The sequence below is a fragment of the Mesocryomonas lacus genome (genome assembly GCF_055730105.2).
This window is the reverse complement of the sequence record NZ_JBUZWF020000007.1, coordinates 193,931-219,221: the sequence shown is the minus strand read 5'-3', so window position 1 is coordinate 219,221 and position 25,291 is coordinate 193,931. Positions and strand designations below refer to the sequence as shown.

23 protein-coding genes are annotated in these 25,291 nt (G+C 64.1%); 13 read left to right on the top strand and 10 right to left on the bottom strand.

The genetic code is table 11. The annotated features are described in order from the left end of the window. Positions 1 to 21 precede the first annotated feature (21 nt). Genes ACZLZQ_RS21285 through ACZLZQ_RS21255 form a run of 7 tightly spaced genes read left to right on the top strand, consistent with a single transcriptional unit; the run spans position 22 to position 6,956 of the window. Positions 22 to 1,137, top strand: a complete 1,116-nt coding sequence (locus tag ACZLZQ_RS21285; protein WP_472951088.1) for an SIS domain-containing protein — start codon at positions 22 to 24, stop codon at positions 1,135 to 1,137. 7 nt (positions 1,138 to 1,144) lie between these two features. After that, positions 1,145 to 2,206: a carbohydrate kinase family protein gene (locus ACZLZQ_RS21280; RefSeq protein WP_472951087.1), complete on the top strand. Its 1,062-nt coding sequence runs from the start codon at positions 1,145 to 1,147 to the stop codon at positions 2,204 to 2,206. After that, entirely contained in the window at positions 2,203 to 2,991 is a 789-nt protein-coding gene (locus ACZLZQ_RS21275; RefSeq protein WP_472951086.1) for a BtpA/SgcQ family protein, read from the top strand. Before ACZLZQ_RS21280 ends, ACZLZQ_RS21275 begins: the two co-directional genes overlap by 4 nt. Continuing rightward, entirely contained in the window at positions 2,988 to 3,923 is a 936-nt protein-coding gene (locus ACZLZQ_RS21270) for a polysaccharide deacetylase family protein (RefSeq protein WP_472951085.1), read from the top strand. Before ACZLZQ_RS21275 ends, ACZLZQ_RS21270 begins: the two co-directional genes overlap by 4 nt. Beyond that, the gene (locus tag ACZLZQ_RS21265) at positions 3,920 to 4,813 is read left to right on the top strand and encodes a polysaccharide deacetylase family protein (protein ID WP_472951084.1); all 894 of its coding nucleotides are present in this window, start codon (positions 3,920 to 3,922) and stop codon (positions 4,811 to 4,813) included. Before ACZLZQ_RS21270 ends, ACZLZQ_RS21265 begins: the two co-directional genes overlap by 4 nt. Then, entirely contained in the window at positions 4,810 to 5,463 is a 654-nt protein-coding gene (locus tag ACZLZQ_RS21260; protein ID WP_472951083.1) for an aspartate/glutamate racemase family protein, read from the top strand. Before ACZLZQ_RS21265 ends, ACZLZQ_RS21260 begins: the two co-directional genes overlap by 4 nt. After that, positions 5,460 to 6,956, top strand: a complete 1,497-nt coding sequence (locus ACZLZQ_RS21255; protein ID WP_472951082.1) for an amidohydrolase family protein — start codon at positions 5,460 to 5,462, stop codon at positions 6,954 to 6,956. The genes ACZLZQ_RS21260 and ACZLZQ_RS21255 overlap by 4 nt, the downstream gene beginning before the upstream one ends. A gap of 388 nt (positions 6,957 to 7,344) precedes the next feature. On the opposite strand, the gene ACZLZQ_RS21250 is transcribed toward ACZLZQ_RS21255, so the two are convergent. Both ACZLZQ_RS21250 and ACZLZQ_RS21245 read right to left on the bottom strand, forming a co-directional pair. Next, positions 7,345 to 7,671, bottom strand: coding sequence for a hypothetical protein (locus tag ACZLZQ_RS21250; protein ID WP_472951081.1), 327 nt, complete (start codon positions 7,669 to 7,671; stop codon positions 7,345 to 7,347). Continuing rightward, on the bottom strand, positions 7,668 to 8,909 hold the full coding sequence (locus tag ACZLZQ_RS21245) for a tyrosine-type recombinase/integrase (RefSeq protein WP_472951080.1): 1,242 nt from the start codon (positions 8,907 to 8,909) through the stop codon (positions 7,668 to 7,670). Before ACZLZQ_RS21245 ends, ACZLZQ_RS21250 begins: the two co-directional genes overlap by 4 nt. A 1,218-nt stretch (positions 8,910 to 10,127) precedes the next feature. On the opposite strand from ACZLZQ_RS21245, the gene ACZLZQ_RS21240 reads away from it, so the two are divergent. Genes ACZLZQ_RS21240 through ACZLZQ_RS21230 form a run of 3 tightly spaced genes read left to right on the top strand, consistent with a single transcriptional unit; the run spans position 10,128 to position 14,757 of the window. Next, entirely contained in the window at positions 10,128 to 10,817 is a 690-nt protein-coding gene (locus tag ACZLZQ_RS21240) for a hypothetical protein (RefSeq protein WP_472951079.1), read from the top strand. After that, positions 10,804 to 12,792 (top strand): hypothetical protein, encoded by a 1,989-nt coding sequence (locus tag ACZLZQ_RS21235; protein ID WP_472951078.1) that lies wholly within the window; start codon positions 10,804 to 10,806, stop codon positions 12,790 to 12,792. The genes ACZLZQ_RS21240 and ACZLZQ_RS21235 overlap by 14 nt, the downstream gene beginning before the upstream one ends. 12 nt (positions 12,793 to 12,804) lie before the next feature. Beyond that, the gene (locus tag ACZLZQ_RS21230; RefSeq protein ID WP_472951077.1) at positions 12,805 to 14,757 is read left to right on the top strand and encodes an amino acid adenylation domain-containing protein; all 1,953 of its coding nucleotides are present in this window, start codon (positions 12,805 to 12,807) and stop codon (positions 14,755 to 14,757) included. Positions 14,758 to 15,025: 268 nt separating this feature from the next. Here ACZLZQ_RS21230 and ACZLZQ_RS21225 read toward each other — a convergent pair whose 3' ends face one another. The 8 genes from ACZLZQ_RS21225 to ACZLZQ_RS21190 all read right to left on the bottom strand — a co-directional run bounded on the left by ACZLZQ_RS21225 (position 15,026) and on the right by ACZLZQ_RS21190 (position 22,881). Further along, positions 15,026 to 16,108, bottom strand: coding sequence for a diguanylate cyclase domain-containing protein (locus ACZLZQ_RS21225; protein WP_472951076.1), 1,083 nt, complete (start codon positions 16,106 to 16,108; stop codon positions 15,026 to 15,028). 50 nt (positions 16,109 to 16,158) lie between these two features. Then, positions 16,159 to 17,526 (bottom strand): PepSY-associated TM helix domain-containing protein, encoded by a 1,368-nt coding sequence (locus ACZLZQ_RS21220; protein WP_472951075.1) that lies wholly within the window; start codon positions 17,524 to 17,526, stop codon positions 16,159 to 16,161. Beyond that, on the bottom strand, positions 17,514 to 17,903 hold the full coding sequence (locus ACZLZQ_RS21215; RefSeq protein WP_472951074.1) for a hypothetical protein: 390 nt from the start codon (positions 17,901 to 17,903) through the stop codon (positions 17,514 to 17,516). Before ACZLZQ_RS21215 ends, ACZLZQ_RS21220 begins: the two co-directional genes overlap by 13 nt. Positions 17,904 to 17,970: 67 nt before the next feature. After that, on the bottom strand, positions 17,971 to 19,482 hold the full coding sequence (gene copM, locus ACZLZQ_RS21210; RefSeq protein ID WP_472951073.1) for a CopM family metallochaperone: 1,512 nt from the start codon (positions 19,480 to 19,482) through the stop codon (positions 17,971 to 17,973). Positions 19,483 to 19,558: 76 nt separating this feature from the next. Then, positions 19,559 to 20,215 (bottom strand): helix-turn-helix domain-containing protein, encoded by a 657-nt coding sequence (locus ACZLZQ_RS21205; RefSeq protein WP_472951072.1) that lies wholly within the window; start codon positions 20,213 to 20,215, stop codon positions 19,559 to 19,561. 78 nt (positions 20,216 to 20,293) lie between these two features. Further along, positions 20,294 to 20,653 carry a hypothetical protein gene (locus tag ACZLZQ_RS21200; RefSeq protein ID WP_472951071.1) on the bottom strand — a complete coding sequence of 120 codons (360 nt, stop codon included), beginning with the start codon at positions 20,651 to 20,653 and terminating at the stop codon, positions 20,294 to 20,296. Positions 20,654 to 20,738: 85 nt separating this feature from the next. Then, entirely contained in the window at positions 20,739 to 21,374 is a 636-nt protein-coding gene (fixJ, locus tag ACZLZQ_RS21195) for a response regulator FixJ (RefSeq protein ID WP_472951070.1), read from the bottom strand. Then, positions 21,361 to 22,881 carry a PAS domain S-box protein gene (locus ACZLZQ_RS21190; RefSeq protein ID WP_472951069.1) on the bottom strand — a complete coding sequence of 507 codons (1,521 nt, stop codon included), beginning with the start codon at positions 22,879 to 22,881 and terminating at the stop codon, positions 21,361 to 21,363. The genes fixJ and ACZLZQ_RS21190 overlap by 14 nt, the downstream gene beginning before the upstream one ends. Positions 22,882 to 23,093: 212 nt before the next feature. Between ACZLZQ_RS21190 and ACZLZQ_RS21185 the strand changes: the two genes are divergently transcribed. From ACZLZQ_RS21185 to ACZLZQ_RS21175, 3 genes are all read left to right on the top strand, one after another. Next, complete coding sequence (locus ACZLZQ_RS21185) at positions 23,094 to 23,528, top strand: pseudoazurin (RefSeq protein ID WP_472951068.1); 435 nt, start codon at positions 23,094 to 23,096, stop codon at positions 23,526 to 23,528. Between the two features lie 109 nt (positions 23,529 to 23,637). After that, a complete protein-coding gene (nirK, locus tag ACZLZQ_RS21180; RefSeq protein WP_472951067.1) occupies positions 23,638 to 24,750 on the top strand; it encodes a copper-containing nitrite reductase in 1,113 nt (370 codons plus the stop codon). 132 nt (positions 24,751 to 24,882) lie between these two features. Then, positions 24,883 to 25,242, top strand: coding sequence for a response regulator (locus tag ACZLZQ_RS21175; RefSeq protein WP_472951066.1), 360 nt, complete (start codon positions 24,883 to 24,885; stop codon positions 25,240 to 25,242). Positions 25,243 to 25,291: the final 49 nt, after the last annotated feature.

Below are 25,291 nucleotides of genomic sequence, written 5' to 3'. Positions count from 1 at the left end.
AACAACCGGAAAATGCCTGAAATGACTGATTTCTCCAGCCGTCTCAAAAGCCTGACGGCAGAGCCCTCGCGCGATACAGCCAACGACGCCGCACGACTTGGGCGCGTCGATCGCACACGCACCGAGCTTTTTAGCCAAGGCAGCGCCATCCGAAATACGCTCGCTGCCGCCGAGCCCGTGCTCGCGACCCTTGCTAAGGCTCTGCTGGGACGGAGCATCGACCGCATCGTCATCGCCGGCTGCGGCGACTCCTGGTTCGCCGGTCTCGGCGTCCGCCATGCGATCGAAGTGATGACGGGCGTTCCCGTCGAGTCGGCGCAGGCGCTGGATTTCGCCGCCTACGGCGTGGCGACCTCTAATACGCTTGCCATCGGCATCTCGTCCGGCGGCAATACCCCTGCCGTCATGCAAGCGCTTTCCCGCGCCAAGGACGGCGGCGCCTTCTGCATCGGCATTTCCAACACGCCGGCGAGCCCGATTCTGACTGCGTTCGACGCCGCGCTGATGGTGCATGCGACGCGCAAGGGCTGGCCCACACAGTCGACCAACGCCACGATGGCGCTTCTTGTCGCTCTTGGCGCGGCGATCGCCCGAGCTTCTTCCGCTCGGGACGCGATCCTCGCCGAACTCAGCGAGTTGCCCGACGTCATCGATCGCCTTTGCAGCGACTTGGATGCCGAGATGCAGGGCCTCGCCGAGCAATGGGCCGCGGCAGACCTCGTTCTCTTTGCCGGCCTTGGCCCGAATTTCGCCGCCGCGTCGATCGGTGCCGCCAAGCTACGAGAGCTATCGCCGGTCCACGCCTTTGCCATCCCGCTCGAGGAGTACCACCACTACCGCTCGCAGAAAGCAGGCGACCCAATTGTCGTCGTCGCAACCGATCCAGCGAGCGCTGAGCGGGCGCTCGACACCGCGCTCGTCGCCGAAGAAATTGGCGGGCCGCTCCTCGCGATCCTCTCCTCGTCGGGCCATGCCGAGATCGAGCGCCGCGCTGCGGCAACGGTAATCTTGCCCGACGTACAGACGGCGCTCTCCGCCATGGTCTCGATCGTGCCGTTGCACCTTCTTGCCTTTCACTTCGCCAAGGCACGGGCGGCCCGCGGCCTCGGCGCGCCCCGCCGCGCGGATTTGAGCTAGGGCGACGATGGTCACCCTTTTCACCGCCGGCGGCGTCATCGTCGACACCGTCGTCTCGGCGGACGGCACACTCGGGCCGCGGACGATGGGCGGCAACGCCGTATACTCCGCCGCCGGAGCGCGACTGTGGGTTGACGAGGTCGGCATTGTCGCGCGCATCCCTGCCAACTATCCCCGCGGCTTTCTCACTCGACTTGAAGACGGCGGCATCGATCTCTCGGGCATCCGCTTCGAAGCCGCCGAGGTTACGGAGAACGAGTGGTTCTTCTATCGCGAGGACGGCAGCCGGGCAGACCATCTGCACGCGCCGATGGCTGACCCGCTGCCAGCAGACCCGGGAACGCGCCTGTCTCCTCAAGATGCGGCGGCGCTTGAGGCGCGGCTGCGCCAACGGGGGCAGACAGGAAGCGATTTCGCCGCCTTCCGTCGCCTTCATCCCGTCCGCCTCGAGGACGTGCCGCCGGCCTATCTCGCTGCCAATTCCGCTCATCTCGCCGCGAATGGCCTTGCTGAGCAGGTCGCTATGACACGTGCGTTGTCGCAGGCCGGATTTTCTGTTTCGGTCGATCCTGGGTCGAATGCCGGGGACATGGGCCCGGGCGAGGTGGGCGCGATCATGGCTTCGGCCGCGGCCCTCCTGCCCAGTGAGAAGGAATTGCAGCTCCTGGCTCCTGGGCTCACGCGGCAAGAGGCATTCGCATTGCTGCAGGCGAGGGGGGCCGGCGCCTTGGTCGCAAAGCTTGGTGCGGAAGGATCACTCCACCGCGACAAAGACGGTACGCTTTGCATGCTGCCGGTGTTTCCAGTCGCTGCCGTTGACCCGACTGGGGCCGGCGATGCCTTCTGCGGTGGATTTCTGGCCGGCCTCCTCCTGCTGCAGGACGTCTCGGCCGCTGCTTGCCTAGGAACGATCTCGGCGTCCTTCGCCGTGGAAAGTTTCGGTCCTTTCCACCTTCTCAGTATCACCCGCTCCGCAGCGCGTGCACGTCTCGACACATTTCTTGACTCGCTCGAACCCCAACTCGCGGCGCGTCTTGCTCCGCGCTTTTCCACAATGGATACCGCATGAGCTTTTTCTCCTCCGCCGCCTCCGATCCACTGATCGTCGCCGCCCTTCATCTCCCCGACCTCTCGGTCGGACGCGACTTGTCCATGGCCTTCCTGGAGGACTACGTCCTTGCGAACACGGAGGTCTTCATAAGCGCAGGCATCCGCCGGATCATGCTGCAGGATCAAACCAGGCAGAAGGGGCGGGCGACAGCAGAGACCATCGCCATCACAAGCGCGCTCGGGCGTGCGATGAAGCTCGGCTTCCCCGAAATCTCGCTTGGCATCATCGTCCAAGCGCATGACGCTGTGGCGCCGCTGGCTATCGCCCACGCGACAGGCGCTGATTTCGTCCGACTCAAGATCTTCGTCGGCGCCGCAATGACAATCGAAGGAAGCAAGGAAGCGCTTGCCATCGAGGCGCGTACCTACCGTCACCAGCTTCGGCGGGACGACATCGCTATCCTCGCCGATGTATTCGACCGTACCTGCGTTCCGCTGATCGACATCACGCCAGAAGAGGCGGCGGCGGGCGCCGTCCGCTTCGGCGCCGATGGCCTCGTCATTACCGGTGCTACTTATGCTGACAGTCTGGCACGGATCCGCGCTGCAAAGGCTGCAGGCATCACGCGTCCGGTCTTTCTGGGCGGCAGCGTAACCGACGAGAATATCGGCGAGACACTGTCGGTGGCCGACGGCGCCGTGGTTTCGACCGCGCTTATGCGGGCAGGCGCCAAGCGCAACGATCTTCTCCACTGGGACAAGGACAAGACGGAGCGCTTTATGGAGAAGGCGCGGGCGGCATGAAGACAGATCGCGATTTCGCCGGCTACCGGGGCCGCCATCCCGGCATCCGTTGGCCCGGCGACGCGCGGCTGGCCGTCTCCATTGTCGTCAATGTCGAGGAAGGCGCGGAGCTCTCTATCGGTATGGGAGACGAGCGCAACGAGGCGATCTACGAGGCGGTTGAGGCAACCGAGGGGGCACGAGACCTCTGCATGGAGAGCCATTTTGAATATGGGACGCGTGCCGGCTGGCCGCGTATCCGCCAAATTCTGTCGACGCGTGGGGTCAAGGCTACGCTAAATGCCAATGGCCGTGCCCTCGCACTTTCCCCGTGGATCGCCGAGGAAGCAGTGAGCGATGGCCATGAGATTGCCTCCCATGGCTGGCGCTGGGAGCGACACGTGCACATGGAAGAGGCGGAGGAGCGCCAAGCCATCGCCCGCTCCGTCGCGGCGATTAAGGAGGCCGGCGGCACTGCGCCTGTTGGGTGGCACACGCGATCGGCAACCTCGACCCGCACCCGTGACCTACTCGTCGAGCACGGCGGTTTTCTCTACGATTCCAATGCCTACAACGACGACGTACCCTATCTCGTCGCTGTGGGCGGACGCGACCATGTGGTGCTGCCTTACGCCTTCGACACAAACGACATGCGCTTCTTCAACCGCGGTGGCTTCACCTTCGCCGAGGATTTCGCCCGCTACTGCATCGAAGCCTTCGACCGGCTCTATGCCGAGGGCGGCGACAGTCCTCGCATGCTGTCGATTGGGTTGCACCTGCGCATCATCGGCCGGCCGGCCCGTATCCGCGGGCTTGAGCTCTTTCTGGACCACGTAATGGGGCATGAAGGAGTCTGGTTCGCCCGCCGTGATGAGATCGCACACCATTGGCGCGCCGGCCTTGGCCTCGAGCGCTGGACGCCGCGCAGCCCATCCCGGGATTTTGCTCCGTGACCCGCGATCTCCTCGGCTATGCCGGGCAGTGGCCCGACATCACTTGGCCGAACGGCGCAAGACTTGCTGTCTCTCTTGTCGTCAATTTCGAGGAGGGCGCCGAGGAGCAGGTCGGTGACGGCGACGCACGGTCCGAGCGCATGGGGGAGGTGATTTCGGTGGTCGAGCCTGGGCGCGCCGACCCCGGACAGGAACAGATCTTCGCTTACGGCATGCGCGCGGGGATCTGGCGCATCGCCGAATGCCTCGACAGGGCCCAGCTGCCCGCTACCATCTTCTTCTGCGGCCGCGCGGTGGAACGCGTCCCACAACTCGCGCGCATGCTCACCGACGCCGGACATGAGGCAGCCTGTCACGGCTGGCGCTGGCGACCGCATGCGGACTACGACACACCGGAAGCAGAGGCCGCCGATCTCGATCGCGCCGGTGCAGCGATAGAGGCAGCAACGGGCATAAGACCGCGCGGGTTCTTCTGCCGCGGTGCCGAGAGCCCATGGACCCGGCGCCTACTGGCCGAGCGAGGCTATGTCTATACCTCCAACGCCTTCGACGACGACCTGCCATACCGCGACCCAGCGACGTCGCTGCTCGTCGTGCCCTATGCGCTCGACACCAACGATATGAAGTTCTTCCATCCGAACGGTTTTGTCCGCGCGGGCGAGATGGTGGACTATGTCGTAGACGCGTTGGATGCGCTGGAAGCTGAAGCGTCCTGCGGAAGGGCGCGGCTTCTGAACATTGGCTTCCACCTTCGGATCGTCGGGCGGCCCGCCCGCTTCAAGGCGTTCCAGGCGATCATCGCTGAGCTGCGGCGACGCGAAGATCGGATCTGGATCGCACGGCGGATCGACATCGCCGAAGCCTTTCGGGCGGCGGTCCCCGTCGCATGAAACTGATCCTGATCAACCCTAACACCAGCCCGACGACGACCGAGGCGATGCTGCAGATTGCCCGCGAGGCGGCGTCTGGCCGCGACATTGCCGGCCTTACCGCTCCCTTTGGTGCAGCTCTGATTACCGGGGAAGCGGCGCTCGAAGAGGCAGCCAGCGCCGTGGCCTCACTGGCGCCGCTGCTCGGCGACAGCGACGGGGTGGTCGTCGCAGCCTTTGGCGATCCCGGGCTCGCAATGCTGCGGGCGCGCCTCGCCGTCCCCGTCACGGGAATTGCGGAGGCCGGCATGGCCGAGGCTGCCTTCGGCGATCGTCGCTTCGCGGTCGTCACCACCACACCTGATCTGGTCGCCGCCATCGCCCGGACGGCCGCTTCCTACGGCCATGCAAGGGGTTTTGCAGGAACTCATCTCACTCCCGGCGATCCGCTGGACGTCATGGCCGACCCGCATCGCCTCATTGAGGCTCTCGACGCCGCCTGTCGCCACGCCGTCCGCCAAGGCGCTGAGGCCATCGTCATCGGCGGCGGTCCGCTGGCAGTTGCGGCTCGAGCCCTAGCGGGCAGGTTCGATGTTGATCTGATCGAACCCGTGCCGGCTGCAGTTCGCCTGGCGCTGAAGCGCGCCCAATCCGTCAAGGAAACACAATGAGCCTTACCCTCGTCCGTGCCGACCATGTCCTCGTTGGCTTCGGCGTCGACGGTACACCGGACATTCGGCCCGACGCGGCGTTACTCGTCGAGGCAGGTATGGTCAGAGAGATCGGCGACAGCAAAACTCTTGAGCGCGCTCATCCAGATGCGGTCCGCATCGGGGGACGTGGCTTTGTCGCCATTCCCGGTCTCGTCAACGCGCATCACCATGTCGGGCTGACGCCGCTGCAGCTTGGCTCGCCGGATCATCCTCTGGAGCTCTGGTTCGCCAGCCGCTTGGCCCTGCGGGATGTCGATCCTCGGCTCGACACCCTTTACTCGGCCTTCGAGATGATCGCCTCCGGCGTCACCACAGTGCAGCATCTTCATTCCCGAGCACCGGGCGGCGTGCCGGCCGTGCTTGAGACAGCGTCGAGCGTGATCGACGCGTACCGCGAGGTCGGCATGCGGGCTTCCTATTCCTTCGCCCTTCGCGACCAGAACCGCCTTGTCTATGAAGCGGACGAGGCTTTTCTTGAGCGCTTGCCGCTGGAACTGCGCCCGGCAATGGCCGCCCACTTCGCTCGCTTCTCTATGCCCCTCCGTGATCAGATCGCCGTGTTCCACGAGCTGCGGCAGCGTTATGCCAATGACGGAAGAACTGCGATCCAGATTGCCCCGTCGAACCTTCACTGGCTTTCGGATGCTGCTCTCGCTAGCGCCGCAGAAATGGCTGCCGAAACCGGTGCGCCGGTCCATATGCATCTCTTAGAGACGCCGTACCAGAAGGCCTATGCGCAGAAGCGCACTGGAGGGTCAGCCCTCGAATACATTCACCGCTTCGGGCTGACTGGTCCGCAGCTCACCATCGGCCACGGAGTATGGATGAGCGAGGCGGATATTGAGCTGTGCGCTCATACAGGAACGCGGATCTGTCATAACTGCTCGTCGAACTTTCGCTTGAAGAGTGGCCTTGCGCCGGTGAACCGCTTCATGGCCAAGGGCATCCCAGTGGCACTCGGGATTGACGAGGCCGGGATCAACGACGATCGCGATATGCTCCAGGAAATGCGCCTAGCCCTGAACGTTCACCGCGAACCCGGTATTGATACGGCGGCTCCGAAACCTGCCGAGATCTTGCGAATGGCAAGTGAGCACGGCGCGGCGACCACCGCCTTCGGCAGCAAGATAGGGCAGCTCACGCCCGGTTCTGCAGCCGATATCGTTCTTCTTGATTGGGAGCGGCTAACCTACCCCTACCAGAGCCCCGATATTGCTCTCGTCGATGTCCTCGTACATCGCGCTCGGCGGGAGTGCGTTCATGCCGTGATGGTCGACGGTATCGTTATTTATGAGAGCGGGCAGTTCACCCGCATCGACCGAGATGAGACGCTGAACGAGATCCACACCAGACTCAGGCAGCCCCTGTCCGCCGACGAAAAAGCGAGGCGCAATCTGGCTGCGGATATGATGCCGCATGTAAGAAGCTTCTACTCGGGGTATCTATCGTAAAGACCAGGGTGCGGACTGTCCTCGGGCTGGAACAGTATGTTTTGGGACTTACAGCGAGGCCAGCGTCCTTGGCGCACCGTCGATCCATTCACGAAAAATCGCGGACCCTTGTCTGCTCTGCCTTCGACAATGGTAATCTTGGGGCGGCGGCCTTCTCGGGCTCATTTTGAAAATTCGGTCAGTGAAGTCGGTCAACTCGCTAAGCTGCCTACGTGTAAACGACGCGTCGTCCGGCAGCCGAGCAATATCCGGGATCGTGGGTCGGGAGTCATTTTTCTATAAGGACTTTTATGGCGTCCTTGGGGTTAGGAGGACCCTCAAAGTACACAGGCGATCCGGTTAGTCGGTCAGTCTCGACCGACTAAACCTCCTGGCGTAAGCATAATGGCTAGTCGACACGGTCGATGCCCCTTATGTTCCGCATCAGTACCTTGATACGTTCAAGGCGTTTCTCCACCCGGTTGACAGCCCCCACATTAGGTTTTGCTTCTGTTCTAGCAGCAAGATCGGCGGCGTAATTTCGCCGCGACTTGCTGAGTTCCTGCTGGACGATATCTACGACGGTCAAGCGGTGAAAAGCTGGGGCCTTCTTTGCGGGTAGGGCGATCGGGTTCTCGATCTGCTCTTGCGTGAGATAATGTGGACGACGCCCCCGACGCAGGCCTTTGGCGGTCAAGCGATCTTTTCGGATTGGCGGTCCAGGTTCGTCACTCATGCGAACGCCCCCACACCGGCTTCCGCAGCTCGCCGACCTTCCTCTGCCAAAACGATCTTCTCAACGTGGGATGCCCAGGCCTCGAATGCCTTCCGGATCACGGTGGCCCCATCATCGCGGTTGTAAATCTGGACGAGATCGGTGCGCGCATGCCCGAGCGCCAGCTCCGCCGTCTCGGTGTCGATGCCGAGGCGCGAGAGGCCGGTGCGGAAAGTTCGTCGGAGATCGTGGATGTGGAAATTGACGTCTGCGGCTTTGTTGATCCGGTCTGTTATCTGCGTCCAGCCAGAAATTAGTCCGCCGGTCCGCGGCGACGCGAACACCAGATCTGATCGGGCGTCGACCGGGTTCGCCGCCAGGATCGATGCGAGAGCGCTGGCGACGGGCACCTTATGGCCGCGACCCTGCTTTACGAAGACCGCAGGCAGTTCGAGCACCTTGTCCTCCAGATTGCACATCTTCCAGGTAAGGCCGGCTCCCTCTCCGCGGCGACAGCCGGTCAGGATCCAAAATCGGAGCAGGCGGCCATTGACCGTGCTCGGATCGGCAGCAAGCCAAACGCGTGCCAGTTCCGCATCAGTCAGTGCTCGCCCATGCTCAGACTTCAGAACGCGGTCCGCTCGAGTCGACCGTTCCTTCCGATGTCCGGCCAGCGGATTAACGGTCAGCACCTGCGCCTTCGAAACGCACCAAGTCAGGAAGGCCCTACACCGAGCTCGGAAGTCCTGGGCCGCGCCCGCCCTCCCGGCTGCATTCAACTTTTCAATCACCTTCGCGAACTCGGAGCCGGCGATCGTTCGGATGTCTCGCGCAAGCAGGTGTTTCATCTTGGTTCGCAAGTTCCGAGTGTGAAGCTCTGCGCCCACATAAGAGCGCCTGATCAGGTCCTGCTCGTACCGGTCCAGAAGATCGGAAAGCTTCGACCGCTCGGCATCCCGAGCCTCCTTCCGCTCAGCAAGCGGATCCTCGCCTCGAGCAATCTTACCCAACGCAATTCGTGCCAAAGTCCGGGCCTCGGCAGTCGTCCGGATAGTCGCCGGCGTGCCGATCTTCATTCGTTTGAAGATCCCAGCCCGTCCGCTCCCAACAGGGCGATAAGCCAATATCCAGGATTTGCCGCCGGGCCTGATCCGAACGCCAAAACCGGTGACGTCGCTATCCCAAACGACGTGGTCTAGCTTGCCGATCGGAAGAGAAAGCTGGGTGACGAGGCCGTCTGTGAGGCGAAGCTTGGACAATCGAGCGTATCCTGTGGGCAGCACATGGGCAGCACCATTTTGGTAGCCGCTCAGATTCTTTGGTTACCCACCATATACCCGGAAAGTCATATTTCATAGGGGTTACAGCGGTCCGACATACCCATGCAGAACCCCCTGTAACCCCTGCTAGATAATTTTGGTAATGGAGAGGTCGGGAGTTCAATCCTCCCTCGCAGCACCATCATCTGCTTCGCGCAGAAACCTCTGAAACCCGGCGCAGTATCCCGTTTCTGAAGTGTCAGCACTTTCCGCAGGTTAAAACAATTGGTCTGAAACAGGACCGATTCTGTGGTTTTCCAACGTCCTGCGATTGCCGTTCGGACTGCCCCGCAGGATTGAGGTTCGCGTGGTGCGATGCCTTCGACAAACTGGCAGCTCCACGGCGACGCGGACCAATGACGATCCCGGTCGGGCTGTACGAGAAAGTTGAGGACCGTCCCACGGGTTCGTCGCCGTCAGAGCGGGCGTACCGTACGCATGCCGCCAACAATCGATCCGTTAGGATTGAACTGGGCGGCGGGGTACCGACGTCGGTTGCTGGGGTCGGGTACCGCCAGCAGGCTTCCCTCGTTACGTCGATCTCGCGATGGATCGCACGTGGCATATCAATTTGACCGAACGCAATTCCGACAGGGCTAGCTATGTGGAAAGCGCGCTTGGGACAGTTGCCTCGGACGTGTGGGCCGAGCGGACGGAATGCTGGGGCACGGGAGTGTTCGAGCTAGCTGCGGCCGGAGAACTCTGGCTACCCGATGTCACGATGACGACACCGGGCCCATGGCTTGGAGTGCGGGCGAACCAGCACATGACCCGGCAAGCTCTGCTGGAGGGTGGTCCCGCCGCGGATTCATATGCAGATATGCGACGCGCAGAAACCTCTGGAACCCGGCGAAATAACCCGTCCCGGGTTTGTAAGCAAATCCAGCGCGTTAAACCAATCTCGTTGAAACTGGCTGATTCTTCAGTGCTTGTCGTTCTGGCCCAGCCGCCGACGCTCCGCGCCCAATGCGGCCTGTCCTTTATCGCCCGCGCTTCGCGCCAAGGACGACGCGACGATAGTTCTTCGGGGATGAAGGGGCTCTGTCCCGCGACGTCCGAACATCGGCTTCCAGGGCGGCCGGAAACCTGACCTCAAGGATTGACTGGCCTGCTGCCTCACTCAACCTCCAGTCACTAATCCTGGAAAGTTGAACGATCATGCCAACGCCGCCGTCTGGGCATCCAGATACGCTTGCCTCGACGAAACACGGATCGGCATTCCGGGACGCCTTGCGCCTGCTGTTCATCCTCGTGCAGGGGAGCGAAGCGTTGCCCGAGCCTGCCAGAACCGATGAGCACGATCGAGTTTTCGTCGGTGAGAAGCGGGCGCTTGCGATCGATTTTTGGCTCCGGTATCCTGACTACCTTGCCGCAGATCTCCTTACCGTCTTCGAGGCTACCGGGGACCAGTCCATCCTGGACGCGGTCCGCCGCATCTTCGACGAGGACGAGCCCTCGGTGCGGACGGTCTGGATGATCCGTTGGAGGCACGGCGCCTACGACGACCTCCAAACCTCGCTCGGGATCCTCAGTGCGAGGCTGCTCGTGAAGCCGATGCGCCGCGAGCTCGCCAGCGGACATCAATTCGAGTTCCTGGTGGGACCCCGGGCCCGGTCTTTCCTGAAAGACGCCCTCAAGGCGCAGCCGATCCTAGAATGGTATTCGCGGCAGGTCGCGCTCGCGCTGATCGTCGCCGAGACCAAGAGCGGATCTGCGTTGAAGGATATCCACTACGAGCACGCAGAGTACGCTGGAACTCCCTATGGGACGGCCATCCCTTCGATCCGCGAGAAGGTTCAGGGGCGACTGAGGGAACTGGAGCTGGGAGGCGACAATGGCAAAGCGTGACGCTAGCACGAAGGTCGCCGCGACATTCGCGGACGCAGACTGGATCGACGCGGTCGCATCGAAGGCGGGAGTAGGGCCGGACGTCGTCGCGGACGTCCACCGCGTCCACGGGATCGAGGCCTCCGGCACGTTGCCCCGGACGCGGAAGCTCGTCGTTCGAAGCGTCGAGTTCGGCGGCGTGAAGCACGACGCCGTCGACGACGAACGGTTCTCGTTCGAGTGGAAGGGTCTCGACACTGGTCTGTGGGCCGTCCTTACCGACGGCAACAGCCGCGGCAAGTCGTCGATCCTCAAGTTGGTCTTGGCTGTCCTGCAAGGACGCCTGCCCGGTCACGTCAAGGTGGACATCTGGCACTGGATCGACAGCATCGATGTCGTCTTCGACATCGATGGGGTTTCGTTTGCCGTGGCCGTCCGGAAGGAGGTCGGCGCATCCAAGGCCTCGGAAGCCAGTTCCCGAGTGACGCGCGGCAACGGGTTGGTCGCGGTGGCGCTCTACGACGGTCCGGCAGATGGGGGCTTCGAGCGCGCCATGTCCGACGTCTTCATGGAGGAGCTGGGGTTCGCGAAGTTCCGTTCGTACAGATCCGACACCGACGCAGTGAGCGAGCACGGGTGGGCCTCGCTATCCTCTGCCCTCTTCATCGACGGCCCCGGCAAGGCGATCTTCGGGGGCGTCGCCAACGATGGCCTTCCGATCCGGCTCGTGCAGCTCTTCATCGGCATGCCCTGGATATCGACGTACTCCGCGGCCTCGACAGCCTTGAAGTCCGTCCAGGCCGAGGCAGACTCGGAGAAAGCGGCGTCGGCGACACGGGACAGCCAAGTGGCAAGCCGCCACTTGGAACTGCAAGCTGAACTGGATGCGCTGAAGGCCAAGCAGGCGCTGCTTCCCGATCGACAGGCCCTGCGGGCCGAGCTTCGGATCTTGGACCAGCGGTCCGTAGCCTCCAGCAGCCGACTGATTTCCGCGAGGGATGCCGTCGACGCAGCACGCCGCGCCGCGACCGGTGCGGCCAGCGTACTCGGTCGCGCAAAGGCTGCTCTCCAGCAGGCACAGGACGAAGCCGCGGCCGGGTACGTGTTCCGGAGGTTGAAGCCTTCGTGTTGCCCAGCATGTGAGGCATCGGTCGACGCGAGCCGTTTCGCCGCCACCGGAGTCGAGGCTTGCGGCCTGTGCGGTAAAGACGAGCCCACGGGCGACGAGTCCCTTGACGTCGTTCCCCACCTCAAGGAGTCCGTCGAGGACAGCGCACGCGAACTGAAGGCTGCCCGAAAGCGGTTGGACGGGGCGACCGCCGAACTCGACGAAGCCGAGACGGAGCGGAGGGGCCTCGACGACGACCTAGCGACGAAGGGCCAGGCATTGAGCTCGGGGCAGGACGACTCCGAGATCATCCGTGGCATAGCATCGACGGAGGCCCGATTGGACGAACTGGCCCGCGCGTCCGTGCCGTCATCCCCGCGCAGGTTCGGCGACAATGACCTCGCCGTGCTGAAGGCGACGGTCGACATCGTGGAGAGCAAGTTCAAGCCCTTGCAGGTCGATGTGCTCGCGGACGTCAGCGACGCGTTGAAGAGGCTCGCCACGGACTTCGGGGTACGAAATCTCAAGAGCCTTCAGCTCGCCGGCAACGGCCGTCTCAACATCGAACAGGGTGGGAGCAACGTCAACTACGGCAAACTGTCGGCCGGGGAGCAGGTGCGTATCCGTATCGCAGCCGCGCTGGCCGTTCTCGACGTTGCCGCCGCACGCGGCTTCGGTCGCCATCCCGGCCTCCTGATCCTCGACAGTCCCGGGTCGCAGGAAATGGACAAGGAGGACTTTCCCGCCTTGATCGGCGCCATCGCCCGGGCCACAAAGCAGTATCCGGACTTGCAGGTGATCCTCAGCGCCGTATGGCGGGACGAGATCGGGGAGCATGTTCCATGCGAGTTCCGCAAGCAGGTTAGGGGCGCGGCGGAGCTATTCTAGGGATCCACGGACATGGCGGACATCGTGTCCAGGATACTGAGCGCGGGTGGCCCCGTCGACCTGGCCGACGTGGATGCGGTCGCCGTTGGGGAAGCCATAGATGAGCTGTTCGACCACCCGGGTGGCGCAGCCTTGTTCGTGTCGCTCTGCGCGGCTGGAGGGGCGACTTGCCTTGACGGCGCGGTGGAGCTGATCGAACGGACACCCGACCCCGGGGTGATGGTCGAGGTCGTTCGCCTTCTTGCCAACGGGTTCGATCCCAATCCTGGAATCATACGCCGACTTCATCGATCCTTGCTGGCGAAGGCGGACAATCCATCATGGCATTCCGCCACCCGCTCCCAAGCATTGATGGGCGCGCTCGTCCTGTCCGCCGGACGGCCGGCTCTCATGAGGTCGCTTCAAGGCCATCTGATTGATACCGGAACAGACGATGACGGGAACTACCTAAGGCACGCGGCGAAGGTCATGGGCCTCTTGCTGGCGCAGGTCGAGGACAAAGACCTGCGGGTTGCCCTCTCAAGCCTTCTCGACGTGCCAGAGGCAGAGGACGAGGTTGCGATGGCTCTCGGGTTGCTGTCGCTGGCAGAGGGTCTCGACGAGAGCGACCACTCCGGTGCCGTGCGACGGTTCGGAGAGGCCCGGTCATGGTTCCGGCGAGCAGCGGCGGCCACCGAGGTACGGCTCGATGCCGACTTGCATGCCCATTGTCTCGACCTCCTGCTGGCCTTCGGCGAAGGTCAAGATCCGGCCGGGATCGCGTCGTCGGTGCGGGAGGTGCGGTCGGCCGCATTCGCGTGGGCGGCCCATCTCATTCCATCAAACCGTCCGGTCCCCCGGGATCCCTGGATGGGAGCGGCCACCTCGGAAGGACTTCATTGGACGTCGCTGGCCCTCCGCCTCGATGCGCTGGAGACGAGTCTGGGCGAAGCAGTCTGGCTTAACGGGGCAATGGTCGTCGAGGAAGAGCTCCTCAGGGTCTACACGGCCAGCCGAACCGTCTTCAGGCGAGACTCCGACGGCGGCCTCGAGGCGATCGTCCGTCCGCGCATCGTCGGGGCGCTCCAGAAAGAGCGCAGGCAACTCGATGTCCTCGATGCCTGGATCGACCGACAGGCTGCCATGGGCCCCGAGAAGCAAGCGGCGGTGTCCATGCGCTCCGCCGTCGCCGCTGCCATGGAGGCAAGCGTCTTACGAAACCCCACTGAGGCGGCGGCCGATCGTCCAACGGCCGTCGCCATCGTAGAGGACAGTGGCCTTGAGCCGGAGGAAAAGCGAGAGGTCCTCGACCTTCTCCAGACGACGCTGAACAGCTTTGACGTAGAGCGGACTGATCCGATCGTCGCAGAACTGTGGGAAGGCCTTCACGATAAGCTTCTCGCGAACGTCGACTACCGGACGAAGCCTCGGGCCCGCGCATTCTTCCTCGTCATCCTGTATCACACCCTCGGTTTCCTGGCCTCCCGCGACAACGTGGGAACGACATCGACGGCGGGAACGGACTACCTGTTCAACCTCAGCAAGACCGCGCCGCCCGTCGAGGACGACCTGCACAAGGACTACTACGGTTTCCTTGAAGCCACCCGCTTGAGGCCCGTAAGCCAAAAGGAAGCGCAGGGCATTGGCCATGGAAGGGCGGACATCCTGTTCGACAAGGACGGCTTCAAGATCGTCGCCGAACTGAAGAAGCACGATCGCCCTCTTACGTTAGAGAAGCTAGTCGGGAGGTTCGGTCTTCAGACGACATCTTACCAAAGGACCAACGTCACATTCTGCATCCTTATGGTACTCGACCTCGTGGATCGAGGCGGCGGCGGTGCCCACATTCGTGAGAAGGTGGCAGTCGTCGAGAAGACGCCAGGGTCTGGCGCGACCGTGTACTCGGTGGTCGTGTTCCGAATTCAAGGCCGTCAACGGTCTCCGTCGAACGTCGTTGGCCCATCCACCGCTGTTGCCGTGCCGTGAGAGCGTGGGACCGTGTATTCAACGCCAAAACTGCCAGTATGAAGTGGGCGCAGTTCAAAAGGCATCCATAAGGTCCAAGTTCGACGTTACGCCGCAGCGCAAGGAGCGAACCAAGAGCGCACGCAACCGCGAACAGGCCCGGCGCAGCGTCTTGTCGCCCCGGGCATGGTCACGAGGTTGCCGAGCACACTGCCACGAGGGCGACGGCGCTGGTGCGGACCGCCACGTGCGGCGAAGCGATATTCCATTGCATCTTTGGCTTCATCCTTCACGACGCCATGATCACGACGCCCCTGCTGGCACGCTTGGCCCTGTAAAGTGCCGCATCGGCCTTCGCGACCAATCCGCGTCTCGACACCGCGTCGTCAGGCGCAAGGGCGATGCCGACGCTCGCCCCGGTGTCGATCACGTTGCCGTCGATCTCGTAACGTTCGCCGAGAGCCTTGACGACACGCACCCCCAACGCCCGGGCGGCTTCCCGTGAGGCGACGTCCCGCTGCACGATCACGAACTCGTCGCCGCCGATCCGCGCGATCCGGTCGCCGGACCGGACAAGCCGGGACAGACGTGCGGCCACCTCCATGAGAAGCTGGTCCCCGACCGGATGGCCGTGTCGGTCGTTCACCTGCTTGAACCTGTCGAGGTCGATGAAGTGCAGGGCGATCTTCGCCCCGTCCTGCGCGGAGAGGGCGGCGTCGAGGTGTTCCTCGAACGAGAAGCGGTTCGATACCCCAGTCAGGAAGTCGATTCCCGCGAGCCTGACGCTCCGCGCCCTCGTCACGAGAAGCTCGACGGTGGCGACGTAGGCGGTCTGAACGGTCTCGAAGCTCGTGACCATCATCGCGATCAACAGGACGGCGACCCCTGCGTCGATCCGCGATCCGAAGGCAAGCGCGATGGCGACGGGCAACACTGCGAACGATAGGCAGAGCACGCACATCCATCTCAGGACGGAGCCGCGCACCACGACCCCCGCGGCATAGCTGAAGGTCAGTGCCAGCATGAGCATGCGAAAGTCCGGCAGCGGAGCCAGCATGATGCGCGCGCCGATCACGCCGACCAAGATAGCGTGGACACAAGCGACGCAGGCGTAGACGAGGCGCCAACGTGACACGGGATAGAGTTGCGGGCGTCTGCGGTACACGAGCATCAGGCCGATCTGGAAGACGGTGACCACCGTGGAGACGGCCGTCAGGGCAATGAGCCACCAGTCCGACAAGGCGAGGCCGACGAACGTGCCGATGGCGAGTGTCGCGGCGCCCATTGCGGAAACAGGCACGACGGGGCTCAGCAACATGCTCAGGAGCTCGCGCTCCACTTTTACGGGCCAGCCCATATCGGCTTGCTCCATTCATTCTGTTGGATCACCGCGAGACGCGGAAGAGGGTTGTGGCCCAGCCGTCAGGCGAAAGCACGGCGCAGCGTTGGCACGTTGCGGATGACGAGGAGGTCGATCGCCAGCATGGCCAGGATCAACAACCCCGAAAGCGGAAAGAGTATCCCGAACACCACGGCCATTCCCCAGAGGGCACCGTAAACGCGCGAGCTTGTCGGATAGGGCGGAACCCCCAAGCTTCCGGCCGGCCGACGCTTCAACCACATCACGACAGCCGCCACCGAGCACAGGATGATGGCGAGGCACGTCGCCAGCATCAGGAGCTGGTTGGCGAGGCCGAACTCCTGGCCCATGTGGATATTGACGCCGAGCTCCGTCAGCTTGGCAAGCGAGCCGTAGTCGGCGTAGTCGATGTCGACGATCGGGACGCCCGAGTACTGGTCGATGTGGATCGTGCGGGCCTTCGACAGGTCCTCCGGAAATACCGCGACGGTGTAGACGCCCTGACCGTCGGCAGGCGGCGTCACCTCGAAGCGAGGAGCCATGCCCTGCTCGCCTGCGATCTCCACGGCCCGGTCCAGTCCGATCGGTACCGTCGCCGTCTGGTGGGACATCGGCATCGGCGATCCCTCCATCGTCCAGCCGACTGTCTCCATGACGTGGTTCGCATGTTCGCCCGACGTCGGCACGTTGTCCCAAAGGGCAGCCGGGTAGCCGGTGCCCGTGGCAGTGGCGATCTCGGTCAGCTTGCCACCCCAGAAGCTCGACCACGGAAGGCCGGACAGGGCCAGGAAGGCGATGAGAACTCCGGCGAAGGCCCCGGTCACCGCGTGCGTGTCCCGCCAGAAGACGCGCTTGGAAGGCGTGCCGCGGATCGTGACGACGCCACCCGAACGACGGCGCGGCCACCAGAGGTAAAGGCCCGACACCACCAGGATGATGGCAAACCCGGCCATGGCCTCGATCACGCGGTTGGCGTAGGCCCCGAAATACTCGAGGCTGTGAAGCTTGCGCACGACCTCGTTGAACTCGTCGGCCTTCGCGACGGTGTCGAGGACGATGCCGCTGTGGGGATCGACGAAGGCGTAGACGGTACCGTCCGCGGTCGCGAAGCTGGCCCGGACGGATGCCGTCGGACCCGACGGTCCGCGATAGGCTGAAAGCGTGGATCCGGGAATGGCGACTTGGGCGTTCGCCACGAGTCTGCTCGGCAAAAAGGGAGCTAGGAAGCTCTCTTCAACGACGTTGCGGTGGGCGAAGACGGTGTCGTCGATCTCGTCGCGGAAGAGGTACAGCGACCCCGTCACGGCGAGGAGGATCAGGAAGGGCACGGCGATCAGCCCGGCATAGAAGTGCCAGCGCCAGATGGCCCTGTAGGTGTCCGCGCCGAGGGTACCGCCTCTGGATGCGCCGCCGTCCGTCACGATCCGCACCGGGCCACGGTCTCCGCCGACAGCGTCCGGAAATGGCAGGCACGCTGGACGAGGTCCACCATGTGTTCCGCGGCATGTGTCGTCAGAGGATGCTGGGTGGCGTCTGGCCGCGGCGTGATGACCGCCGCCATGTCGCGGACGTGGTCGAGTTGCCGATCGGAGGCCTCGGTCAACAGGGAGATCACGAGGTTCTCGAGCGCGATGACGCGAACGCGCAGGTGGACGAGTTCGGCATTGGTGAGCTTGGGAACAGTCGGTGCCGCCTTCCGACCTTTAGCGACGATCGGCTGCGCGGCGCCGCCTTCGTTGTCCCAGCGCGAGAGTGCGGCCTGCCGTAGCCGGGAGCGTTCGACGGTGTCTGAAGTGACGTTGGGCATGACGGGATTTCCTAATGGGAGTTGGTGCCGCCGCCTTCGGCCGGATTTGCGGAAGGCGGCGACGGCATCAGTGCCCGTGCTGGACCAGCCACCCGCGCATCTGCACGAGCTCGCGTTCCTGTTCGACGATGAGGTGCTCGGCGAAGGCCCGGTTGTCCGGATCGGTGCCGTGCTCCAACTGGACCCGCGCCATGTCGATCGCTCCCTGGTGGTGGGGGATCATTCCGAGGACGAAGGCGACGTCGGGATCCGCGTGTCGCATGCCGTCCATCATCGGCTGGTGCATCTTCTTCATGGTCGCCTCGAAGTCGGCCGTCGCGGAACCCTGGACGGCGGGAGCCGCCGCGTGTCCGCTGTGGCCGGCCCCGCCGGAACTCATGCCGGACGGTGCGACGACGTCGACTGACCCGGGGGCCGGCGCGGCGTGCGGATGCTGCGGGTCGAACGAGTGAGTTGCGACCACGGGCGCGGCGACGGCCGTGCCGGAGTTGGCACCGTAGAACGTGAGGTGGAGACCCCAGTAGGCACCGCTGAACAGGACGAGTGCGGTTGCCAAGCCGACCGGGATGCTGCGCAGAGACTTCTTCAGGGTCGGGAGGAAGTGGAGCTCCCTCGTATGGTCCGCGGCGATGACGACGATGATCGCCATGATCAAAGCGTGCCCGACCATGTCGATGCGGCCGAAGGGATAGACGGCGGCATTGAAGATGACGAACAGGGTGATCGCGGAAAGGCGCCGGATCAGCGGTGTCCAGAGGAGGCCGAAGCCCATCGTGAACTCGGCGACGCCCGCCATGGGGATGAAGACGTCGCGCGGGAGCCCGAAGGTCAGGAACGGCTTCTCGACGACGAGAGGGTAGAACCAGTCGGGGTAGGCGAACTTCTCGAGGCTCGACCACATCAACGCGATGGCGACGCCCCAGCGCAGGACCTCGAAGCGGTGCCTGTACCAGTTCGGGTTGCTCGACGAGGCCAGGACCAGGTACGCGGCAACCGCGACGCCGAGCGCAAGGTAGTCGAGAAGGTGGAACAGGTCGTAGTCCTGTAGCGCCAGCACCCAGAGAAGGATGATGCCCGCCGCGGAGTACGGCATGGTGCGCTTCGAGAAGACGCCGAACGCGATGAGGAGCTGGAGCCAGGACACCCATTCGGAGGGCGTCGTCAGGTCAGGCGTGAGGTAGACGCCTCCGACGGCGAAGATCGCCACGAAGAAGGCGCCGATGACCACCCGGACGAAGTCGTCGAGGCGGTTCCAGAGAGGATCGGAGATCCGGTCCATCCCGTCGAGGATGTTGATCCCGACCTGGCTCTTCTCGATGGCACGCGTTGCGACGAAGAAGGCGAGCACCAGGACGATGCCGAGCCAGAACCAGGTGTTGGCCAGCGTCGTGGCGATGGGCGCGGGCGAGGAGCCGACGATGTATGGGGCGAACCATTTGACGTGCGCGTCGGCCTGGGAGACGAGCCCGAGGCACAGAAGACCCGCGACGCCGATCTTTCCGGAAAGCGACGCGATCGGCGTCGTCGGACTGCGCCCTCGCGACGTCCTGGGTTCTTCGGTGGTTCGATGGGAAATCATTGGGACCTCGATTGTCGGAGGGGGCGCGGGACGTCATGTCCCGGAAGGATTGGGGTGCTGACGCGCTGGCGTCTCGTCACTCGGACATGGCGCGAAGGTCGTCCGGCTTTCGGATCTCGACCACCCGCAGTCCGTGGAACTTCAGGACGCCGCTGTCTCGAAGCCTCGAGAGCGTGCGGGAGACCGTCTCGATGCTGAGACCGAGGTAGTCGCCTATGTCCTGCCGGGACATCGGCAGCTCGAGCTGCACGATCCCGTCCTGCCGATCCGCCATGTCGATGAGGAACGCGGCGATGCGTTCGACGGAGTTCTTCCGGCCGACCACAAGCAGATGCTCCTGCGCTTGGACCATGCACCGGAGCGCCAGCGGCAGCAGGACCGTCGCCATGTCCTGTCCCGCGGATGGACGGTGGGTGCGGAGCGCCGTTGCGACGATCGCCTCCGCGAAGAAGTGGTGCGTCAGGTCGGGCTCGAAGCCGAAGGTCTCGCCTGCCAGGTAGAAGGCGGTGATCTGGCGCCGCCCGTCGGGCAGGAGGCGGAAGACGCGGACGGCACCGAACGCGATGTCGAAGAAGCTGTCGACCTTTCCGTCCTGTGCGTAGACCTCGGTTCCGGCGGTGAAGTAGGACAGCGGCGAAAGTCGGGGGAACGGATTGCCGAGTGCGGCCATCACGACGGGGGCGGCGACCGGAACGGCGCGGTGGTGCATGTCGGAGCGGACTGGGGCGTTCATGGCTGTTCCTCGCTTCTGTCGGAACAGCTATCGCGCGGATCGGCCGGGGGCGTAATTCGTTTACATGCCTACGGGGAACTACCTAGACCGGGCTTGCGCCGCCCGGATTTCGAGGACCATGTCGACGAGGTCGGGGCCCCTCAACGGCTTCGACAGGAACCTTGCGTCCGAGCGAAGCTCCGGCCTTGGGACGCCGCTCGTCAGGACGATGACGGGGACGGTGATCCGCTGGAGTGCCGCGTGCATGTCTTCCGCCTCGAAGATCGCGCTGTCGTCTATGACCGCACAGACGGCTTCGGTCGCGGACGGGCACCGTGCGACGCCCTCGAGCGTCTCGTGCGCCTCGAGGACGAAGCCCTCGACCTCCAGCGAGAAGACGATCGACCGTCTCAGGACCCCTTCCGGAGCGACGACGAGGATGGTTCCGGCAACGGACAAGGCAGGTTTCCCGTTCGAGGCGAGGGGACATCCCCTTTCGCCGCCCTGTCAGACCATAGATCGGACGCTCAGTCCTTGCGCTGCGTCAAACTCCGGGCGACCCATTCGCGGCAGGGCCGGCGGCAAGCGCCATCCTGACCAGATGAGGCAGGCTCGTTGCCCGCATCTTCGCCATCATGTTGGCGCGGTGGATCTCGATCGTCCTCGGGCTGATGTCGAGGTCGAACGCGATCGACTTGTTGGCCAGCCCCGCGACCACGCCCGCGAGGACCTGTCTCTCGCGACCGCTGAGGCTTGCCAGCCGCGTTTGGATCGCGGCGACCTCCTCGGCCTCCTCCGGCTTGCCGACGAGCTGCTCGGCGGCGCGGTGGATCGCGGCGACGATGACGGCCTCCTCGAATGGCTTCTCGATGAAGTCGACGGCGCCCGCCCGCATGGCCTCGACCGCCATCGGGACGTCCCCGTGGCCCGTGATCACGATCGCGGGCAAGGTCACCTTGACGGACGACAGGTGCCGCAACAGTTCGACACCCGAAATGTCCGGCATGCGCAGGTCGGTTACCAGCACCCCGTCGCGGATGCCCGGCGCGGCCGCGAGAAACTCCGTGGCACTTGCGTGCATCCGTACTGCGAACCCCGCCATCCCGAGCAGGAACGCCAACGACTTCCGCACGGACTCCTGGTCGTCCACGATGTGGACGATGTACTCATCCGATCGCATCGCCGCTTCCTTCCTGTGTCGTCGGTAGCGTGAACCGGAAGGTCGCTCCTCCGGACGCGTTGCCGCTCGCGGAAATCGAGCCGCCGTGTGCCTCCACGATGCGTTTGGAGATCGACAGGCCTACCCCCATCCCGTCCGGCTTCGTCGTGACGAACGGCTGGAACAGTTGCGAGGCGACCTCCTCCGAGATGCCCGGTCCCGTATCCTCGACGACGACCGCGATCTGGCCGTCTTCGGCGTCCTGCGTCCTTACCACTAGCTCGCGGACCTCGCTGTCCCGCATGGCCTCGATCCCGTTCCGCATCATGTTCGTGAGAACCTGCTGGATCTGGATGCGGTCGACGATGACTGTCTCCGCGGAAGCCCCGAACTCGAAGACTGTCCGTATCCCCCGCTCGCGCGAACCGATGAGCGCGAGCGCCCCGGCTTCCTCGATGAGGTGCCGGATGTTCTCCGATGCCTTCCCCGTGGTGCCGCGGGTCACGAACTCCCGGAGCTGCCTGATGATCTGCCCGGCGTTGATGGACTGGCGGGCCGTCTCCTCGAGCGCTCCCCGCATCCTGTCCGCGACGGTGTCGTCCATGTCGCGCAACAGGCGGACGCAGCCCTGCACGTAGTTCGCGATGGCCGACAGGGGCTGGTTCAGCTCATGGGCGAGCGTCGACGCCATCTCGCCGAGTTCGTCCATGCGCGCGAACCTTGCGAGCTCACCCTGCATCTCGTGCAGCCGCGCGGCCGACTCCTCCAGCTCGGTGAGGTCGCGGACGAACCCGGTGAAGAGCGTCCTGCCGCCGGACACCACCTCACCGACGGTGATCTTCATGGGGAAGGTGGAGCCGTCCTTCCGGCGCCCGACGACGAGGCGGTCCATCCCGACCACGCGCTTCTCACCTGTCTGCTGGTAACGCTCGAGATGGCCGTCATGCGCCCGACTGTATGGCTCGGGCATCAACAGGCTTACGTTCTGACCGACGGCCTCGGGTACCGCGTAGCCGAACTGGCGGACCGCGGCCGTATTGAACGAGACGATCGTACCGTCCCTTTCGATGACGATGGTCGCGTCCTGCACCGTGTCGAGGATCGAGCGGATGTGCGCCTCGCGGGCGTCGAGCGCCTTCTCCGTCTCGTCGATCGAGCGCCGGGCATGGTGGAGCATCTCGCCCATCCAGGTGATCGACAGGCCGACGGCGGCGAAGAGGATGATGTCGGCAGGCTGCTTGAACCTTTGGATATCCAAACCGTCCAGCCAGTAGATGCCGCACAGCGAGAGTGCGTTCGCGAGGAGCCCGGGCCTGATGCCGCCCGCGAAGGAGGCGATGAGGATCGCCGGGGCGAACAGAGCGAAGGTCGCCCTGTGGTCCAGCACACCCTGAAGCATCAACCGCATCAGCAATGCACTGGCGACCGCGCCGATCGCCAGAATGTAACCCCGCTTGCCCTCGAAGTTTTTGGACAGCACGGATTGGGTGAAGCGCCCCCTTATTCCAGCGATATCGCGCGCGGGCATCGGATTTATCACCAATCGAGAACTGAGGTGCCGTTGGTTCGCTCACGGTTTCAGAGGTTTAACAGGCGCCCATGGCATTCGTCGCGGTTTTTGTTTTGGGACGTCGTCGGATTACTTTTTGACCGTTTGCGCCAGCGCAAAGCATTGCGGCGGACGACGGCTAGGTTGTCGTCAACGGTCATTCCCGTGAAGCACAACCAAGGACCAAGACAATGAGATTTCCCGTCATCGCCACCGCCGCCATGCTCGCCCTTGCGGGCGGCGCGAACGCCGCGGAGCACGTGGTCGAAATGCTCAACAAGGGCGAGAAGGGCTCGATGGTCTTCCAGCCCGCCTACGTCAAGGCAGCGGTCGGAGACACCGTCAGGTTCGTCCCCACCGCCAAGTCGCACAATGCTGAGTCGATCAAGGGAATGCTCCCCGAGGGCGCCGAGACGTTCAAGGGCAAGACGAACGAGGAGATCGTCGTGACCTTGTCGAAGGACGGCATCTACGGCGTGAAGTGCGCGCCGCACTACGGGATGGGCATGGTGGCGCTGATCGACGTCGGCGAGCCCGTCAACGACGCTGCCGCCAAGGCGGTCAAGCAGACCGGGAAGGCGAAGACGACCTTCGCCGCGCTCTTCGAGCAGGCCGACGCGAACTGATCCATCCGGCGCGGCAGGCCCCCGGGCTTGCCGATGATGCCCGCGCAAGAGGACGGGCCCGCCGCTGCGTCCTGCTCTCGATCCCAACAAGACACCCGAAGGAACCGACATGCTCACGAGACGCGAAGCCCTCATGGGAACCGCGATGGCCGCCGCAACCGCTGTCACGCTCTCCATCCTCCCGACGATCGCCAACGCGGCGGCCGGTCCCGAGGACATTTCCGGCCTGCCGCGGGTGAAGGTTGCCCTCGTCGCGCCGCCGCTCGTGCATGCCCATGACCAGGTTGCCAAGGGCGGCCCGAAGATCGTGGAGTTCACGATCAAGATCGAGGAGAAGCCCGTCGTCATAGACGCCGAGGGCACGACCCTGCGGGGTATGACGTTCAACGGCTCGATCCCCGGTCCGATGATGGTCGTCCACGAGGGAGACTATCTCGAGGTCACCCTGGTGAACCCGGACACCAACGAGATGGCCCACAACATCGACCTGCATGCCGCGTCCGGCGGGATGGGCGGCGCCGAGTTGACCAACGTCATGCCGGGCGAGCAGGCCACCATGCGTTTCAAGGCTACCCGCACGGGCACGTTCGTCTACCATTGCGCCCCGGACGGGATGATCCCGTGGCACGTCGTATCCGGCATGAGCGGCACCGTCATGGTGCTGCCGCGCGACGGCCTGAAGAACGCCTCGGGCAAGTCCATCCGCTACGATCGGCTCTATTACGTCGGCGAGAACGAGTTCTACATCCCGCGGGACGAGAGCGGCGCGTTCAAAAAGTTCGAGTCCCTCGGCGAGAGCTACGACGAGACGATGGCCGCGATGCGCGGGCTCGTTCCGACCCATGTCGTCTTCAACGGTGCGGTCGGTTCGCTGACGGGCGACAACGCCATGAAGGCGAAGGTCGGCGAGACGGTGCTGATCGTGCATTCGCAGGCGAACCGCGACACGCGTCCGCACCTGATCGGCGGACATGGTGACTACGTCTGGACGGGAAGCTTCCTCAGCCCGCCGGCGACGGATCTCGAGACGTGGTTCATCCCGGGTGGCTCGGCTGGCGCCGCCATCTACACGTTCCTCCAGCCCGGAACCTACGCGTACATCAACCACAACCTGATCGAGGCGAACCTGTTGGGTGCGGCCGCGCACTTCAAGGTCGAGGGCGAATGGAACGAGGACTTGATGAAGCAGGTCTCGGCGCCGGGCCCGATCAAGACCAACTGATCGGGCAGTCCTTCCGCCTTCCGATGTCTCCCGCCCGTCAGTTACGGACCTTGGCGGTCGGGAGCCTGGCAAGGACCGAGCACCATCGACGTCCCTGAAGGCAGTGCAATGATTTCCTCGGCGACATCGAGAGTGCCGACGGTTCTCATCGTCGAGGATGAATTGCTGATCCGGCTCCTCGCCGTCCATATGGTCGAGGACGCTGGCCTGAAGGCGATCGACTGCTCGAACGCGACCGATGCCCTGACCATTCTCGAAACGCGAGCCGACATCCGGATCGTGTTCACCGACATAGACATGCCGGACGGGGTCAAAGGCATGCTCCTCGCTGCGGCCATACGTGACCGCTGGCCGCCGATCCACCTCATCGTGACCTCGGGACATCACCTCGAGCGGGACACGAAGCTTCCGCTAGGCGCCTTGTTCTTTCCCAAGCCCTACCGGGCGGAGGAGGTCTCGGCTGCCATGCTGGACCTCCTCTGCGAAGGGTAACGGGCGACGTTTCCTCCGGGCGGTCTGTCGGCCCCGACGACCAGACGAC

What these genes read in the sequence shown, in the direction of transcription:
- ACZLZQ_RS21285 (WP_472951088.1), top strand. Translation starts at nt 22, where the DNA reads ATGACTGATTTCTCCAGCCGTCTCAAAAGCCTGACGGCAGAGCCCTCG.
- ACZLZQ_RS21280 (WP_472951087.1), top strand. Translation starts at nt 1,145, where the DNA reads ATGGTCACCCTTTTCACCGCCGGCGGCGTCATCGTCGACACCGTCGTC.
- ACZLZQ_RS21275 (WP_472951086.1), top strand. Translation starts at nt 2,203, where the DNA reads ATGAGCTTTTTCTCCTCCGCCGCCTCCGATCCACTGATCGTCGCCGCC.
- ACZLZQ_RS21270 (WP_472951085.1), top strand. Translation starts at nt 2,988, where the DNA reads ATGAAGACAGATCGCGATTTCGCCGGCTACCGGGGCCGCCATCCCGGC.
- ACZLZQ_RS21260 (WP_472951083.1), top strand. Translation starts at nt 4,810, where the DNA reads ATGAAACTGATCCTGATCAACCCTAACACCAGCCCGACGACGACCGAG.
- ACZLZQ_RS21255 (WP_472951082.1), top strand. Translation starts at nt 5,460, where the DNA reads ATGAGCCTTACCCTCGTCCGTGCCGACCATGTCCTCGTTGGCTTCGGC.
- ACZLZQ_RS21250 (WP_472951081.1), bottom strand. Translation starts at nt 7,671, where the DNA reads ATGAGTGACGAACCTGGACCGCCAATCCGAAAAGATCGCTTGACCGCC.
- ACZLZQ_RS21240 (WP_472951079.1), top strand. Translation starts at nt 10,128, where the DNA reads ATGCCAACGCCGCCGTCTGGGCATCCAGATACGCTTGCCTCGACGAAA.
- ACZLZQ_RS21235 (WP_472951078.1), top strand. Translation starts at nt 10,804, where the DNA reads ATGGCAAAGCGTGACGCTAGCACGAAGGTCGCCGCGACATTCGCGGAC.
- ACZLZQ_RS21230 (WP_472951077.1), top strand. Translation starts at nt 12,805, where the DNA reads ATGGCGGACATCGTGTCCAGGATACTGAGCGCGGGTGGCCCCGTCGAC.
- ACZLZQ_RS21225 (WP_472951076.1), bottom strand. Translation starts at nt 16,108, where the DNA reads ATGGAGCAAGCCGATATGGGCTGGCCCGTAAAAGTGGAGCGCGAGCTC.
- ACZLZQ_RS21215 (WP_472951074.1), bottom strand. Translation starts at nt 17,903, where the DNA reads ATGCCCAACGTCACTTCAGACACCGTCGAACGCTCCCGGCTACGGCAG.
- copM (WP_472951073.1), bottom strand. Translation starts at nt 19,482, where the DNA reads ATGATTTCCCATCGAACCACCGAAGAACCCAGGACGTCGCGAGGGCGC.
- ACZLZQ_RS21205 (WP_472951072.1), bottom strand. Translation starts at nt 20,215, where the DNA reads ATGAACGCCCCAGTCCGCTCCGACATGCACCACCGCGCCGTTCCGGTC.
- fixJ (WP_472951070.1), bottom strand. Translation starts at nt 21,374, where the DNA reads ATGCGATCGGATGAGTACATCGTCCACATCGTGGACGACCAGGAGTCC.
- ACZLZQ_RS21190 (WP_472951069.1), bottom strand. Translation starts at nt 22,881, where the DNA reads ATGCCCGCGCGCGATATCGCTGGAATAAGGGGGCGCTTCACCCAATCC.
- ACZLZQ_RS21185 (WP_472951068.1), top strand. Translation starts at nt 23,094, where the DNA reads ATGAGATTTCCCGTCATCGCCACCGCCGCCATGCTCGCCCTTGCGGGC.
- nirK (WP_472951067.1), top strand. Translation starts at nt 23,638, where the DNA reads ATGCTCACGAGACGCGAAGCCCTCATGGGAACCGCGATGGCCGCCGCA.